Raw genomic sequence first — 14,759 nt, forward strand, 5'->3', positions numbered from 1 at the left:
AGATCGATTGTGATAGCGATTCATACACGGTCCGGCTCCTTCGTCACTGAATGGATTGCCTACTGCAAAGAAAGAGGAATTCAATACAAAGAGGTGGACTGCTTTGCATCAGACATCATCCAGCAGCTCCGTGGGTGCCAGGCACTTTTGTGGCACTGGAAACACAGCGATTTCAGGGCACAGTTATTCGCGCGGCAACTGATAGCTTCGGTTGAGAATATGGGAATTACTGTTTTTCCTGACAATTCCACTGCTTGGCACTATGATGACAAGGTTGGGCAAAAATATCTGCTTGAGGCGGTGGGGGCGCCTCTGGTTGAAACGCATATTTTCTACGACAAGGAAACGGCAATTCAGTGGATTGAGCAAGCCGATTTTCCCAAAGTTTGGAAATTACGAGGCGGGGCCGGCTCACAAAATGTACAGCTGATCGGCTCCCGCCGGCATGCGCGAAGATTAGCAAAGGTGGCGTTTAGTCGGGGCTGGAGGAATTCGCGCTTTTATAACCTCCGAGATCGCATCTGGCAGTTCAAGCGCGACAAGACCCTTGGTTCTTTCGTGAATATTGGTCGGGGCATAGTTAGATCGGTACTGCCCCACCGCGCTAACTCTAGAAGTTCACGTCAGGTCGACTATTTATATTTTCAGAATTTTATTCCAGAAAGTGACCATGATATTCGAGTGGTTGTAATCGGCAAACGCGCGTTTGCGATCAAGCGCATGGTTCGTGAAGGAGATTTTAGAGCCTCGGGGAGTGGCGCCATTCATTACGAGCCCGCCTATATCCCGAAGGAGTGCATCGAAATTGCGTTTGATGTCGCGGCCGATATGCAGGCTCAAAGCTGCGCATTTGACTTCATTTATTCTGGCAGCAAGTGGCTTGTGATAGAAATCAGCTATACATTTACGGCCGATGCCTATAGGAAGTGTCCCGGCTTCTGGGACCGCTCTATGAACTGGCATCCTGCGTCGGTAACCCCTGAGCGTTTTGTGTTAGAGGACCTTCTTGACGTACTAAGTAACAACGCTGCTTAGAATGCTCTAACAGGCCGCTGAAGAAGTCGCTGGGACAGAACGGTTTCCCTTTGACTGGTCCGGCTGCCTCGAGTTCCCGATGTGTCGTCGCGAGCGGTATGCGCTGCTGATGCTACCTTTCGGCGTCATGCAGCCAGCAATCGAGGCAACCTTGCGAGATTGCTGGCTGCCATCGTCGGAACGAAGAGAGAGCGCACTCGCTCGACGCCGCGATAGACCGTCTGGGCCATCCCGCCGACGGTCTTGACTGACCTGATACTGTGGACGGCCTCTGCACTACCGTAGTGTGCGATGATTTGGCCGTTGAGCCAGGTCTAAGGAGCGTTCCCATGCCTCAGGATGTTGCCGTTGTCGGCCTCGATCTCGCGAATCGGGTGTTTCAAGCCCATGCAATCAGCGCTGATGGCGCAGTGGCGGCCAGGCGCAAACTCCGCCGCAGCGAAATGCTGCCGTTCTTTTCGTCCCTGCCGCCATGCCTTGTTGGCATGGAAGCCTGCGCATCCGCGCATCACTGGGGGGCGAGAGCTTCTTGCCCTCGGCCATGAGGTGCGGCTGATGCCGCCCGCCTACGTCAAACCCTACGTGAAGCGCGGCAAGACCGACGCTGCTGATGCCGAGGCGATTTGCGAGGCAGTGACGCGGCCGACCATGCGCTTCGTTGCCGTGAAGAGCCGCGCGCAACAGGGCGTGCTGATACTTCACAAGACGCGCGACCTGCTGGTGCGGCAGAGAACGGCACTGATCAACGCGCTGCGTGCGCATTTGGCTGAGTTCGGGATCGTCACCGCCACCGGGCCCGGTGGGGTGAAGGCGTTAACCACGCTTCTCAACGACGCGCGGGATGATTTACCGGCTCACGCGCGCATGGCCCTGTCTTCGCTGGTTGCGCAGCTCGACAAGCTTGCCGCTGAGATCGAACGACTGGAAGCCGAGATCATGGTTTGGCATCGGTCAGACGACACCAGTCGGCGTCTCGCGACCATTCCCGGCATCGGTCCCATCACGGCTTCCGCTATCGCCGCGTCTGTCCCCGACCCGACCCAGTTCAGGTCCGGCAGGCAATTCGCGGCCTGGCTCGGCCTGACACCAAGGTCGAACAGTTCAGGCGGCAAGGAGCGTCTGGGCGGTATTACCAAGCAAGGCGACGGATATCTCCGACGTCTTCTCGTCATCGGCGCCACCGCTGTCGTGCGGATGGTGCGACGAGATCCACGCCACCAGCCATGGCTTGCCAGCCTCCTCGAGCGAAAGACTGTGCGTGTCGCGACAGTGGGCCTCGCGAACAAGACAGCACGGATCGCCTGGGCAGTCATGACACGTAAGGAGGTCTACGCGGCCTGAACGGCATTCCCAGCGCCGGTCCACGAGGCGCCGGGATGGTGGAAGGGGCTGAGTGGTGATGACGAACCGGTCAGACCGGGGATCGGCCAAACCCAGGGGAGCAGAGCGCTACAAGCGCGTTGACCTGATTAGGGACCCGATCTGCGGACTTCATCAGGGCCAGCAGGCATGTCGACCTGCGCAAACAGGCCGAACACATGGATGCACCCGACCGGTGCGATCGCCAGTGAAATCCCTTGCACCGCAGAGGCTGTCCACACATGGCTCAACGGCCAAATCATCGCACACTACGGTGGTCCAGAGGCCGTCCACAGCATCAGGTCAGGACCACCTCACTATATCAGCCCGATTGAGTTCGAGGCCCGCGCAATGCTACCTTAACTCGCTATCCACGGTGCCGGCAGCAGACCACTTGGCATTCCCGTCGCAGAACCAGTCGTCTATGTCGAACGGGTGAGAGGAAGTTCAGCCCTCAGGCGTTCCGTGCGACAGTGCAGTCCGCATAGAACGCCATCTAAATCAGGTCCGGTTTTGTAGGGGAATCTACGGTTGTATTCAATGGAATTGAAGAAATACACTGACAAACCGAGGCGAGCACTAATTGCCTTTCCGACCGACGTAATGGGGGGAGCCGAGCGTGTTTCGTATATGTTGGCGCTCACCGCCTTAAGGTCCGACGACTATGATGAGGTCGTGTGTTTTGTTCTTAGCCGCGGCAATAGCGGCACTCTGGCCGAATTAGCAGCGCACCCCAAGTGCAAATTAATATATGCGAACGCTCGCAGCGAAAAATATGGCCTATTTGCGCTCGCCAAGGTCTGCTGGCAGAGTAATTACAGCCTAGCCTTCTCAAGTTTTACACACCTGAATGCAGCTCTAAGCTTCTTCAAAAAAGTCGGAATACTAAAATCCTCACGACTCGTTACTCGTGAGTCTACGATGATCTTCGAGCGGGATCTTGGATTTAAGGGAGCGCTCGTCAAGAAGCTCTATTATCTCTATGGCGGGCAGGACTCAATAGTTTGCCAAACTGAACGGATGGAAAGCTCTCTTAACCTCCATACTCACGGAAAGCTTCAAGCAAAAACAGTTACAATACCGAATCCAGTCAACCCATTACCGATGGTTGAGGAACCACCTGCAGATCCCTTTCTTCATATCCCTAGAGGCATTAAGCGGATCGCATGGTGCGGCCGACTATCTAAGGTTAAATCTCCCCACAGGGCAATAGAGACGATTGCAGCACTTCATGCCTTAGGTCGACACGACATACATTTAATCATGATCGGGGACGGTCCTTTGCGGACGGAATTGACTGCGCTGATTGAAATGATGGAGTTGGAGGCCTTCGTTTCAATACTAGGCTACCAAGATAACCCCATGATCCTAATGGCGGCATGTGACGTTGGGCTTGTGACCTCTGACGTAGAAGGATTTCCTAATGTTATACTAGAAATGTTGGCTTCGGGCACTCAAGGCGTAGTTACCACTAATTGCGCCGGCGGACTTGACGAAATACCCGGCGTTAGCGTTGCCGCTGAGAATTCCTGCAGAGCGCTCGCCGAGGCGATCAACCAGGTCTTATCAGTAGAGAACGCTACGCCAAATCTATCGGAGTTCTTATCGGAGCGCGCGCCCCAAAGGTTCTACGAGAGAATTCTTGGTCGATGAGTTTCCGAACTATACCCATCGTGAAGCGCACTTTTGCGGGCCTCGTGTTCACTTTCCTCATCGCTGTAGTACCATGGGACTACGTGCGGAATGCAGAATTTGCAGATGTAGAAAACTATGTGTCTCGTATTGATATACTTAAGACACATGGCCTAGACTACTACGATTACAATAAGTCTATCGTCGGGCTGCTCACATTCGAGTACGCTTGGGTCCGCTTGCTAACATTTCTTGCGCGAAATAACCTCGATCCCCAGCAAATACTGGGGATCCTAAGTGCAATATCGGCATTCCTAACCCATCGCTTTCTTTCACGATATTTAGGTGGCATAGCAGCAATCCTAATACTCGCGAATCCGATAACAATTGACCTGCTCGTCTCGCAGGTCCGAAGTGCGTTAGCGTTCTCCATAGTTCTGACAGCGGTTCAGATGCAGGAGGGAAGCCTGCGGCGGCTCTTGCCCTACATTCTCTTCGCTGTTGCCCCCTTTATCCACACGGGGATGATACTTGTTATCTTTGTGTATTTTTTATCAGTTTGGCTATCCCGTCGCAGATCATCGACGCTGCTAAACTCGGCTTTTCTGACAGCAGGTCTTGGCTTGCTTTCAGGCTTAGTCATATCCACGACCGTGGTTGATATAGCACAGGCTATGGGAGATCGACGGAACTTCTCTGATACCGAAACGAAATCCCTTTCGTATATGTTTTTCTGGTTTTTGTGGGCGGCTCTTCTTGTCATACAGGCCAGCGCTCGCAGCACGCGCACTTGGTACTATCATTTCTCTTTATATATTTGTATCGCAGTTTGGGTAATGGAAAGCAGTGGCATAGCCTCTTTCCGATTTATCGCCCTTTCCATTCCGATAATTGCCTTATCCTCTATCCACCTGCACAAGCGCGCACGAATAATTGCTTGGGTCGCGATGCTCTTTTATAATTTCCTTCTTTATTATTACTGGACGCTTTGAGCGAGGGAAAAGCGCTTCGCGATCCGAACCGATAAGGTCACGGAAAGATTTCTTGGCGTCATCGATTACGCGCTGATCCGCACCTGACTCCGCCACCAATCAATACGACCTGAGATTGCCTTTAGGGTGCTGAAAAATATGGGCGACAGAGGAGCTTTTCACCTTATACTATGCCATAAATAGTTACACTAATCGTACGCAACAGTCTTTACAATTGAGGGAATATTGGTGAAGAATATTACTAGGCTCCTTCGGTGGCTACTAAGAAACCTCCGATTTGCGATCCTCGGCGGCGCTGAAGCAGCTAGGCGGAGCGGCGTGTCTGTCGGCCAAGACTGCCGAATCTATATTCGAGAGTTCGGCTCTGAACCGTTTTTGATTTCCATAGGGAGCCGGACTACAATAGCTGCAGGTGTAGTTATCCTCACTCATGACGGAAGCACTTCCCTTGTGCGCGACGCAGCAGGACACCGGTACCAGCGCTACGCTCCGGTTTTAATCGGCGACGATGTTTTCATCGGCGCAAACAGTATTATCATGCCCGGCGTTGCGGTTCGATCTAGATGTATTGTAGGCGCCGGCTCCATCGTTACCAAGGACGTTCCCGAGGGCTCAGTAGTAGCTGGCAATCCGGCTCGAGTGATCCAGACCTTTGACAATTTTTCTTTAAAGATTAAAAGGACGTGCGTGAGCGACGGTGAATTATCAGAGGCCTCGAATTATGAGAGGCGTGTAGCATTGGCAATGAGGCTTAGCGCCGAGAGGTCGGAAGTGTTATGATTTCAATCCGTCCACCCCGTTTAGGCTCCAGATTCATTGAGTTTCAGAGGTAGAAGATGACGGTTGCTGCGAGAGCGATTGCGGGTTGAAGGACGTCAGGACATCTTCCGTAGCGAGTGGCGACGCGCCTCCAGTCATTGAGCCTGTCGAGCATGATCCAGATGTAGTTGCGGCGTTTGTAGCAACGCTTGTCGTAGTTCGCCGATGTGTGTGGGACTTCCGGCCCGGGATGCAGGGCTCGATCCCTCTATCCTTCAGGGCTTCGCGAAACCAGTTGGCGTCATAGCCCCGATCGGCGAGCAGCCAGTCAGCTCCAGGCAAGTTCCCCATCACTGCGGCAGCGCCGGTACAGTTGCTCGCCTAGACTGCGGTCATGAAGAGTTTGTGCGGGCGGTTGTTTGCATTTGTGACGGTATGTAGCTTGGTGTTCATGCCACCCTTGGTCCGCCCGATCAGTCTTCCTCGTCTCCCCTTTTTAGTCGCAGGCTCGATGCCATGCGGTATGCCTCGAGATAGGTGGCATCGATCATAACCGTACTTGGATCCGCTGCGTCGGCCGTCAGTGCTCCAAAGATCCGGGCGAACACGCCCACATCACGCCAGCGGTTGTAGAGAGTCTTCGAGGGGCCCTATTCAACAGGCGCATCACACCATCGCAAGCCATTACGATTGATGCATATTATTATTCCGCTTAGAACCCTTCGACTGTCGACCCTCGGCTCGCCACGGCTCCTTGGAAAGAATGGCCGAAGCCAGCCTATCTGACCCCCAGTCAGCCAGAACAGATCGCTTATCACACCTCCATCAGCTTTGGGGTGAATCACGCAACTGACGCGACCGATCGCGCAACTCAATGGGTTCTGAGCCTAAATAAATCATGCATATTATATTCACAGTTAACGCAGCTTGGAATATTTTCAACTTCCGCCGTTCCTTAGTCGAGGCTATGCTCGAAGAAGGGCATAAGGTGACCGTTCTGGCCCCGCCAGACGTTGCCGTTAAACGTTTGGAGGCGCTCGGATGTCATTTCGTACCTCTAGAAATGGATGTTAAAGGATTATCCCCACTAGCCGATATTGCATTAATTCGGGAACTTAGGCAGCACTTCTATACTCTAGCGCCGGATGCTGTTTTCTCATTCACTATAAAAAATAACATCTTTGGTGCAATCGCGGCGCGAGGCCTAGGCTTCCCGTTCATTCCAAATGTGACAGGTCTCGGCACGGCCTTTCTGTCTTCGACGCTCCTCCGCCGCGTCGCCGAGACCCTATATCGGATAGCTTTTCGGTCCCTTCCAGTCGTTTTCTTTCAAAACCCTGACGATCAGGCGCTCTTTCTCTCTCGTGGCTTGACGCAATCGAACCAGTCCCGGCTCCTGCCCGGTTCCGGAGTTGATCTTAAGCATTTCTTGCCGGCGCCACTGCCCGAGCGCGATGAGGTACGTTTCTTGATGATCGCGAGGCTATTGCGTGATAAAGGCATATTGGAATATGCCTTAGCGGCTCAGCAAACCCTGCTATCCCATCCTAATACTAGATTCCAGCTTTTGGGTCCGCTTGATGTTGAAAATCGGTCAGCTATCCCTGATACTTTACTTGAGAAGTGGCGGCAGAACGGAACCATTGAATACCTTGGGGAAAGCGACGACGTGCGTTCCGAGATTGCCGATGCGGACTGTGTTGTCCTACCTTCCTACCGCGAGGGGGCGCCGCGCACATTGATCGAAGCAGCGGCAATGGCACGACCGCTGATTGCTACAGATGTTCCCGGTTGTCGCAGCGTGGTCGAAGACGGCCGCACCGGGCTGCTGTGTGCGCCACGGGACGCGGAAAGCTTAAGCGCCGCCTTTATAAAGATGTTAACTTTGACTTCGGCAGCTCGGGAGGAGATGGGCCGGGCAGGTCGAAATAAAATGGAGAGGGAATTCGACCAAGCAATGGTCGTCGATGCCTACCGTGGAGTGCTTGAAGAGGCTCTGATGCTGTGACCGCCCCCAACGGCATCGGTCTGCAAAAGTGAGTTTTCTACAATCCACATTACGGGGCAGACGCCGCTTCAACGCCTCACTCCGCGCCCCCGCCTGATGCGCATGGAATTCCAAATGCTATAGCCTTGGCTGGAAACGCCCGCCGAAACCATGGCCGAAGCACCCGCGCTTTGCACTTTCTTCGTTGCACTTGAATTTAGAGCGCGACCCGACCATAAGTCGCGCGTAAATCGAGTCACTACTCAAGTTTGAAGGCTACAAATACTCAGCAAGTACGAGGCTGGCATAACATTTATGTCTGCCACAGCCACACAATCTGAGGGCAAAATAATGGAAAAATATCAGTGAAAATTCTTATCACCGGAACGGCAGGTTTCATCGGGTTCCACCTTGCGAAGCTTCTTCTGACAGAAGGCTTCAGGGTGCATGGCTATGACGGCCTGACGGATTATTACGACGTCAATCTGAAGCGTCGGCGGCATGCCATGCTGCTTCAGAACGAAGGCTTCTCCATGACCGAGGGTATGCTCGAAGATCAGAGGCTGTTCGACTCCGTGGCCGACGAGTTCGCGCCGGACATCATCGTCCACCTCGCGGCTCAAGCCGGGGTACGGTATTCCTTGGAAAACCCGAAAGCTTACCTAAACGCAAATGTCATTGGCACCTTCCATGTCATGGAAGCCGCGCGCCGTCTCAAGGTCAAGCACCTGCTCATGGCTTCCACTTCGAGTGTTTACGGTGCGAACGACGAGATGCCGTTCTCCGAGATGGAAAAGGCCGACACGCAGCTGACCATCTATGCCGCGACGAAAAAGGCCAATGAGAGCATGGCGCATGCCTATGCGCATCTGTGGAATCTGCCGACCACAATGTTCCGCTTCTTTACCGTTTATGGGCCTTGGGGTCGGCCGGATCTCGCGCTCTACAAGTTCGTCGATGCCATGCTCGATGACCGCCCGATCGACATCTACAATCATGGCGACATGTATCGTGACTTTACCTATGTCGACGACCTGGTCCGTGCCATCATGCTGCTGATGTCGGCGGTTCCCGAACGCCCGGCCAGCAAGGACGACATTGCCGAGGGCGACAACCTGTCCCCGGTGGCTCCTTACCGTGTCGTGAACATCGGCAACTCCGAGAAGGTGCGACTTCTTGACTTCATCGAGGCCATCGAAGACAGCCTCGGCATGAAGGCAAAGCGCAACTATATGCCGATGCAGACAGGCGATGTGCCTGCTACTTGGGCTGATGCCTCACTGCTGAGCCAGCTGACCGGCTACCGCCCAGAGACCGATTTCCGGGTCGGAATCGACCGCTTCGTCAAATGGTTCGTCGAGTACCGCAACGCCTGATCTCGAATGTTTGGGGAGCTTCTCGCAAGGACAGCTCCCGTCACACCTTCATTTCAAAGGGATAGAGATGACCCAAAAACGCGTGGCCGTGATCGGTCTGGGATATGTTGGACTGCCGCTGGCCGTGGAGTTCGCCAAGGTGCGCCATGTCATCGGTTTCGACATCAATGACGATCGCATCTCCGAGCTCACCGCCGGTCGAGACAGCACGCTCGAAGTAGAGCCCGAGGACCTCACCGCCGCCGAGAACCTCGCCTTCACCTGTCAGACCGAAGAGCTTGCGAGCTGCCAAGTCTACATCGTCACCGTGCCGACCCCGATCGACGCGCATCGCCGGCCCGATCTGACGCCTATTCTCAAAGCGTCCGAAACCGTCGGTAGCGTGCTGAAAAAGGGCGATATCGTCATTTATGAGTCCACCGTCTACCCAGGTGCCACCGAAGAAGAGTGCGTCCCCGTTCTCGAGCGCATGTCCGGGCTAAAGTTCAACGAAGAATTCTTCGTCGGCTACAGCCCCGAGCGCATCAATCCCGGCGACAAAGAACATCGTCTTCCGAGCATCCGGAAAGTGACCTCCGGCTCGACCCCGGCCATTGCCGAGGAAGTTGACCAACTCTATGCCGAGATCATCACTGCCGGTACCTATGTCGCCGAAAGCATTCGTGTCGCCGAGGCCGCCAAGGTCATCGAGAACACGCAGCGCGACCTTAACATCGCCTTGGTCAACGAGCTTGCGCTGATCTTCAACAAAATGGGCATCGACACCAGTGCGGTGCTGGAGGCGGCCGGAACCAAGTGGAACTTCCTGCCGTTTCGGCCCGGCCTCGTGGGCGGACACTGCATCGGGGTCGACCCCTACTACCTGACTCACAAGGCCGAGGCGATCGGATACCACCCTGAGATCATCCTGGCAGGGCGGCGACTGAACGACAGCATGGGTCAGTACGTGGCGGGCCAACTGGTCAAGGCGATGCTGCGCAACCGGTTCCATATCCAGAACGCCCGCATCCTGATCCTCGGGCTGGCTTTCAAAGAAAACTGCCCTGACTTGCGCAACACCCGCATCATTGATGTGGTACAAGAACTCGCGGAATATGGCGCGAATGTCGACGTGCATGACCCTTGGGTCGACGCGGATCGCGCGCGCCATGAATACGGCCTTGAGCTAGTGAAATCACCTCAGAAGGGCGACTACGATGCGGTGCTCCTAGCCGTGGCCCATGACGAGTTCCGAAATGCCGGCGCAGCCGCCCTGCGGGAGTATGGCACTGATGGTCACGTCTTCTTCGATCTGAAGTCGATTTTCGCCCCCAGCGAATCTGACCTGCGTCTTTGAGGCTTGAGAAGAACTAGGCTGCTGCCGGCCTCCAAATCACTACCAAAAGTTCGTGATATATGAGCCAGCAGCAGTCCAACTAAATGGCTAGTAAAAGACGCAATTAGCAACAAGAGGGGCAAAGATGGGCGTGGCCTTGATCGTCCTGGCCGCAGGCCGGGGCACGCGAATGAATTCGGACCTTCCGAAGGTCCTGCACGAGATCGGCCAGTCGCCGCTTCTTCATCACGCCATGGCGGCGGGCATGGCGCTCGAGCCCGAGCGCATGATCGTCGTCGCGGGCCACGGCGCCGAGGCGGTGGAGCGCGCCGCCACCGCCTTCGACGAAGGCATCGTCACCGTTCGGCAGGAAAGCCAAGAGGGCACCGGCCACGCCGTGCAGCAGGCGCGCGCCGCGCTGGAGGGCTTCGAGGGCCATGCCATCGTGCTCTATGGCGACACGCCCTTCATCCGGCCCAAAACGCTAGAGGCGATGCTCGCCGCGCGCGCCCGCGCCGATATCGTGGTGCTGGGCTTCGAGGCCGCCGATCCCGGCCGCTATGGCCGCCTCGTCGCCGATGGCGACGCGCTCGACCGCATCGTCGAGTTCAAGGACGCGGACGAGGCGACCCGCGCCATCCCCCTGTGCAACTCCGGCGTCATCGCCGCGGATCGTCACACGCTCTTCTCGCTGCTCGACCGCGTCACCAACGACAACGCCTCGGGCGAATACTACCTCACCGACATCGTGGGCCTCGCGCGCGAGGCCGGGCTCAGGGCCGAGGTGGTGCGCTGCGACGAGGCCGAGACGCTGGGCATCAACACCCGCGCCGAACTGGCCGCCGCCGAGGCCGCGTTCCAGTCCCGGGCCCGGGCCGGGGCGATGGAGGACGGGGTGACGCTGGTGGCGCCGGAGACGGTGAGTTTCGCGCGCGACACGGTGGTGGGCCGCGACACGGTGATCGAGCCCAACGTGGTGTTCGGCCCCGGCGTGACGGTGGAGAGCGGCGCGCGGATCCGCGCCTTTTCGCATCTCGAGGGCTGCCACGTCTCGCGCGGCGCCACCGTCGGCCCCTTCGCCCGGCTGCGCCCCGGCGCCGAGCTGGCCGAGGAGGTGCATGTCGGCAACTTCGTCGAGATCAAGAACGCGCAGATCGGCACCGGCGCCAAGATCAACCACCTGACCTATCTGGGCGATGCCGATATCGGCGCCGGCACCAATGTCGGCGCGGGCACGATCACCTGCAACTATGACGGCGTGTTCAAGCACCGCACCACGGTGGGCCGCGACGCCTTCATCGGCTCGAACACCATGCTGGTGGCGCCGGTGACGCTGGGCGACGGCGCGATGACCGCGACCGGCACGGTGGTGACCCACAACGTGCCGGCGGGCGACATGGCCGTGGGCCGGGCGCGCCAGGACAACAAGCCGGGCTTCGCGACCCGGTTCTTCGAGAAGCTGCGCGCCGCGAAGGCCGCCAAGACCAAGGATAACTGAGATGTGTGGGATCGTCGGCGTATTGGGAACACACGAGGCCGCGCCGCTGCTGGTCGAGGCGCTCGGCCGGCTCGAATATCGCGGCTATGACAGCGCCGGCATCGCGACGCTGAACGAGAGCCGTCTCGACCGCCGCCGGGCCGTGGGCAAGCTGGTGAACCTGTCCGACAAGCTGGTGCATGAGCCGCTGCGCGGGATGACCGGCATCGGCCACACCCGCTGGGCCACCCATGGCGCGCCGACCGAGGCCAACGCGCATCCCCATGCCGGCGCCCGCGTGGCCGTGGTCCACAATGGCATCATCGAGAATTACCGGGCGCTGCGCGCCGAACTGTCCGAGGCGGGCATCGGCACCGCGACCGACACCGACACCGAGACCGTGGCGCTGATCTGCCAGCTGCATCTCGACCGCGGGCTGGCGCCGCGCGAAGCGGCGGCGGCCACCATCGCCAAGCTCGAGGGCGCCTATGCGCTGTGCTTTTTGTTCGAGGGCGAGCCCGACCTCATGATCGCCGCGCGCAAGGGCAGCCCGCTGGCCATCGGCCATGGCGAGGGCGAGATGTTCGTGGGCTCGGACGCGATCGCGCTCGGCAACCTGACCGACCGGATCACCTATCTCGAGGAAGGCGACCGGGCCGAGGTGACCCGCGCGGGCATGGTGATCTTCGACGCGCAGGGCCGCGAGGCCTCGCGCCCCGAGAAGCGCATCGCCCAGGCGGCGGCGCAGGTCGACAAGGCCGGGCACAAGCACTTCATGGCCAAGGAGATCGCCGAGCAGCCCCGCGTGCTGGCCGAGGCGCTGGGGCACTACCTGACGCCCGAGGGCCAGATCGCCCTGCCCGCGCCCGGCATCGACTTCACCGCGATCGACCGGCTGACGCTGGTTGCCTGCGGCACCGCCTTCTACGCCTGCAACGTCGCGAAGTACTGGTTCGAGCAGGTGGCGCGGCTGCCCGTCGAGATCGACGTCGCCTCGGAATACCGCTACCGCGAGCCGCCGATCCCGGCGCGCTCTGCCGCGCTCTTCGTCAGCCAGTCGGGCGAGACCGCCGACACGCTGGCGGCGCTGCGCTACGCCAAGGGCAAGGCCTCCAGCATCCTGTCGGTGGTCAACGTCACCGAAAGCTCGATCGCACGCGACAGCGACCTCGCGCTGCCGATCCTCGCCGGTGCCGAGATCGGCGTCGCCTCGACCAAGGCCTTCACCTGCCAGCTCCTGGTGCTGGGGGCCCTGACGCTCGAGGCGGCGCGGCAGCGCGGCACGCTCGACGCGGCCGAACTCGCCGGGCATCTGCGCAGCCTGCGCGAGTTGCCGGGACTGATCCATCAGGGATTGACCATCGAGGCCGAATGCCAGCGCGTCGCGCGCGAGCTTTCCGAGGCCCGCGACATCCTGTTCCTCGGCCGGGGCCGGATGTTCCCGCTGGCGCTGGAAGGCGCGCTGAAGCTAAAGGAAATCAGTTACATCCACGCCGAAGCTTACGCGTCGGGCGAACTCAAGCACGGCCCCATCGCGCTCGTGGACGAGCACGTGCCGGTGATCGTCATGGCGCCGCATGACGAGCTGTTCGACAAGACCGTGTCGAACATGCAGGAGGTGATGGCGCGCGGCGGCAAGGTGCTGCTGATCACCGACGCCACCGGCGCGCGGATCGCCGGCGAGGGCGCCTGGGAGGTGATCACCCTGCCCGAGATCGACCCGCTCTGGGCCCCGATCCTCTACGCCCTGCCGGCGCAGCTGCTCGCCTACCACACCGCCGTGGCCAAGGGCACCGATGTCGACCAGCCCCGCAACCTCGCCAAATCCGTCACCGTCGAGTGAGATGGTTTTTGGACCCTTACGTCGAGTGTGAGGGGTATAAAAACAGGAACGGGGAATTCAGAAATTCACTCGTGCCAAACATTGTGTTCGGCCTGCTCGAGGTAGCGGGCCAGCACATTCACCGACTTCCACCCGCCCGCTCGCATGATTGAGGCCGTATCCTTCCCGGCGCGCAACAGGTCCTGCGCAGCACCCACCCGCATGGAATGACCCGAGAAGTCAGCGACGACGGAGGGATCGAGACCGGCTGCGCGGGCGGCGTCCTTGATTAGTCGTTTGATGCTCGTGCAGCTGAGGGGGCGCGGGATAGCCCTGCCGTGATAAATCGGGCAGAACAGATACTCGTAGTCGGGTCCGCGCCAGGCGAGCCAAGCGTCGACCAATTCCCGGCTTCGGGACGAGGTGAAGGCGATACGTCCCTGTCCGAATTGATCAGCCTTACCCCGGCGGATCATGACCCGTAGCGTCCTGTCTTCGCGCCAGAGCAGGTCTTCGGAGCGGAGGGCGACGAGTTCGGACCGGCGCGTCAGGCACTCATAGCCGAGCGCCAGCATCGCGCGATTCCGCCACCCCCACGGCGTCTCCGGTTGCGCTGCAAGAAATCGGTCGAGATAGGCCCGGGTCAGCCCCTTGGCCTGCTTCGGACGTGATAGCTTGGCACGACGGACCCGTCGAAGCGCAAGGTTGACCTCTTCATCTCCCGTAGGGTCTGAAAGATGCAGTAATCTATGGATCTTGCGGATCGAATAGATGCGCCTGCGGACTGTTGCAGGAGCGAACTCCTGCGCCTGCGCTTCGAGGAAAGCGCACAGAGTGGCGATTTGTGCTGGGAAAGCAACTCGTCCCGCATCCGCGCACCACTGGACGTAGATCTCCACATCACTGTAGTAAGAACGCATTGTTGCAGGGGCATATGCACCCTCAAGGTGAGCGAACTTAGCGCGCCACTCGTAGGAATCTGAATGCGGTTCATATTGTCTCATA

10 protein-coding genes and 3 pseudogenes are annotated in these 14,759 nt (G+C 58.2%); 10 read left to right on the forward strand and 3 right to left on the reverse strand.

All coding sequences use genetic code 11. The features are described 5' to 3' along the window. Positions 1–9: 9 nt before the first annotated feature. On the forward strand, positions 10–1,035 hold the full coding sequence (locus tag LOS8367_RS16390; protein WP_085897625.1) for an ATP-grasp domain-containing protein: 1,026 nt from the start codon (positions 10–12) through the stop codon (positions 1,033–1,035). 125 nt (positions 1,036–1,160) lie between these two features. Here LOS8367_RS16390 and LOS8367_RS18740 read toward each other — a convergent pair. Beyond that, positions 1,161–1,280 (reverse strand): annotated as a pseudogene (locus LOS8367_RS18740) (IS5/IS1182 family transposase); the annotation flags it as partial. An 84-nt stretch (positions 1,281–1,364) separates the two neighbouring features. Between LOS8367_RS18740 and LOS8367_RS16395 the strand changes: the two are divergent. From LOS8367_RS16395 to LOS8367_RS16405, 4 genes and pseudogenes are all read left to right on the forward strand, one after another. Then, positions 1,365–2,376: pseudogene (locus tag LOS8367_RS16395) on the forward strand (IS110 family RNA-guided transposase). Positions 2,377–2,934: 558 nt separating this feature from the next. Beyond that, the gene (locus LOS8367_RS16400) at positions 2,935–4,047 is read left to right on the forward strand and encodes a glycosyltransferase (protein ID WP_085897626.1); all 1,113 of its coding nucleotides are present in this window, start codon (positions 2,935–2,937) and stop codon (positions 4,045–4,047) included. 20 nt (positions 4,048–4,067) lie between these two features. Continuing rightward, positions 4,068–5,018, forward strand: coding sequence for a hypothetical protein (locus tag LOS8367_RS18885; RefSeq protein ID WP_133056354.1), 951 nt, complete (start codon positions 4,068–4,070; stop codon positions 5,016–5,018). 228 nt (positions 5,019–5,246) lie between these two features. Further along, positions 5,247–5,798, forward strand: coding sequence for an acyltransferase (locus LOS8367_RS16405; RefSeq protein WP_085897627.1), 552 nt, complete (start codon positions 5,247–5,249; stop codon positions 5,796–5,798). Between the two features lie 43 nt (positions 5,799–5,841). On the opposite strand, the pseudogene LOS8367_RS16410 reads toward LOS8367_RS16405, so the two are convergent. Continuing rightward, positions 5,842–6,592: pseudogene (locus LOS8367_RS16410) on the reverse strand (IS5 family transposase). An 83-nt stretch (positions 6,593–6,675) separates the two neighbouring features. On the opposite strand from LOS8367_RS16410, the gene LOS8367_RS16415 reads away from it, so the two are divergent. From LOS8367_RS16415 to glmS, 5 genes are all read left to right on the forward strand, one after another. Beyond that, complete coding sequence (locus tag LOS8367_RS16415) at positions 6,676–7,785, forward strand: glycosyltransferase family 4 protein (protein WP_085897628.1); 1,110 nt, start codon at positions 6,676–6,678, stop codon at positions 7,783–7,785. A gap of 344 nt (positions 7,786–8,129) precedes the next feature. Then, on the forward strand, positions 8,130–9,140 hold the full coding sequence (locus tag LOS8367_RS16420) for an NAD-dependent epimerase/dehydratase family protein (RefSeq protein WP_085897629.1): 1,011 nt from the start codon (positions 8,130–8,132) through the stop codon (positions 9,138–9,140). 67 nt (positions 9,141–9,207) lie between these two features. Next, on the forward strand, positions 9,208–10,476 hold the full coding sequence (gene tviB / locus LOS8367_RS16425; RefSeq protein WP_085897630.1) for a Vi polysaccharide biosynthesis UDP-N-acetylglucosamine C-6 dehydrogenase TviB: 1,269 nt from the start codon (positions 9,208–9,210) through the stop codon (positions 10,474–10,476). Positions 10,477–10,600: 124 nt separating this feature from the next. Next, positions 10,601–11,953, forward strand: a complete 1,353-nt coding sequence (glmU, locus tag LOS8367_RS16430; RefSeq protein WP_085897631.1) for a bifunctional UDP-N-acetylglucosamine diphosphorylase/glucosamine-1-phosphate N-acetyltransferase GlmU — start codon at positions 10,601–10,603, stop codon at positions 11,951–11,953. A gap of 1 nt (position 11,954) precedes the next feature. Next, complete coding sequence (gene glmS, locus LOS8367_RS16435) at positions 11,955–13,775, forward strand: glutamine--fructose-6-phosphate transaminase (isomerizing) (protein ID WP_085897632.1); 1,821 nt, start codon at positions 11,955–11,957, stop codon at positions 13,773–13,775. Between the two features lie 65 nt (positions 13,776–13,840). Here glmS and LOS8367_RS16440 read toward each other — a convergent pair whose 3' ends face one another. Next, complete coding sequence (locus LOS8367_RS16440) at positions 13,841–14,674, reverse strand: tyrosine-type recombinase/integrase (RefSeq protein ID WP_165761506.1); 834 nt, start codon at positions 14,672–14,674, stop codon at positions 13,841–13,843. Between the last annotated feature and the right edge of the window lie 85 nt (positions 14,675–14,759).

This window comes from Limimaricola soesokkakensis, from assembly GCF_900172345.1.
GTDB classification, from domain to species: Bacteria; Pseudomonadota; Alphaproteobacteria; order Rhodobacterales; family Rhodobacteraceae; genus Limimaricola; species Limimaricola soesokkakensis.

What these genes read in the sequence shown, in the direction of transcription:
- LOS8367_RS16400 (WP_085897626.1), top strand. Translation starts at nt 2,935, where the DNA reads ATGGAATTGAAGAAATACACTGACAAACCGAGGCGAGCACTAATTGCC.
- LOS8367_RS16415 (WP_085897628.1), top strand. Translation starts at nt 6,676, where the DNA reads ATGCATATTATATTCACAGTTAACGCAGCTTGGAATATTTTCAACTTC.
- tviB (WP_085897630.1), top strand. Translation starts at nt 9,208, where the DNA reads ATGACCCAAAAACGCGTGGCCGTGATCGGTCTGGGATATGTTGGACTG.
- glmU (WP_085897631.1), top strand. Translation starts at nt 10,601, where the DNA reads ATGGGCGTGGCCTTGATCGTCCTGGCCGCAGGCCGGGGCACGCGAATG.
- glmS (WP_085897632.1), top strand. Translation starts at nt 11,955, where the DNA reads ATGTGTGGGATCGTCGGCGTATTGGGAACACACGAGGCCGCGCCGCTG.
- LOS8367_RS16440 (WP_165761506.1), bottom strand. Translation starts at nt 14,674, where the DNA reads ATGCGTTCTTACTACAGTGATGTGGAGATCTACGTCCAGTGGTGCGCG.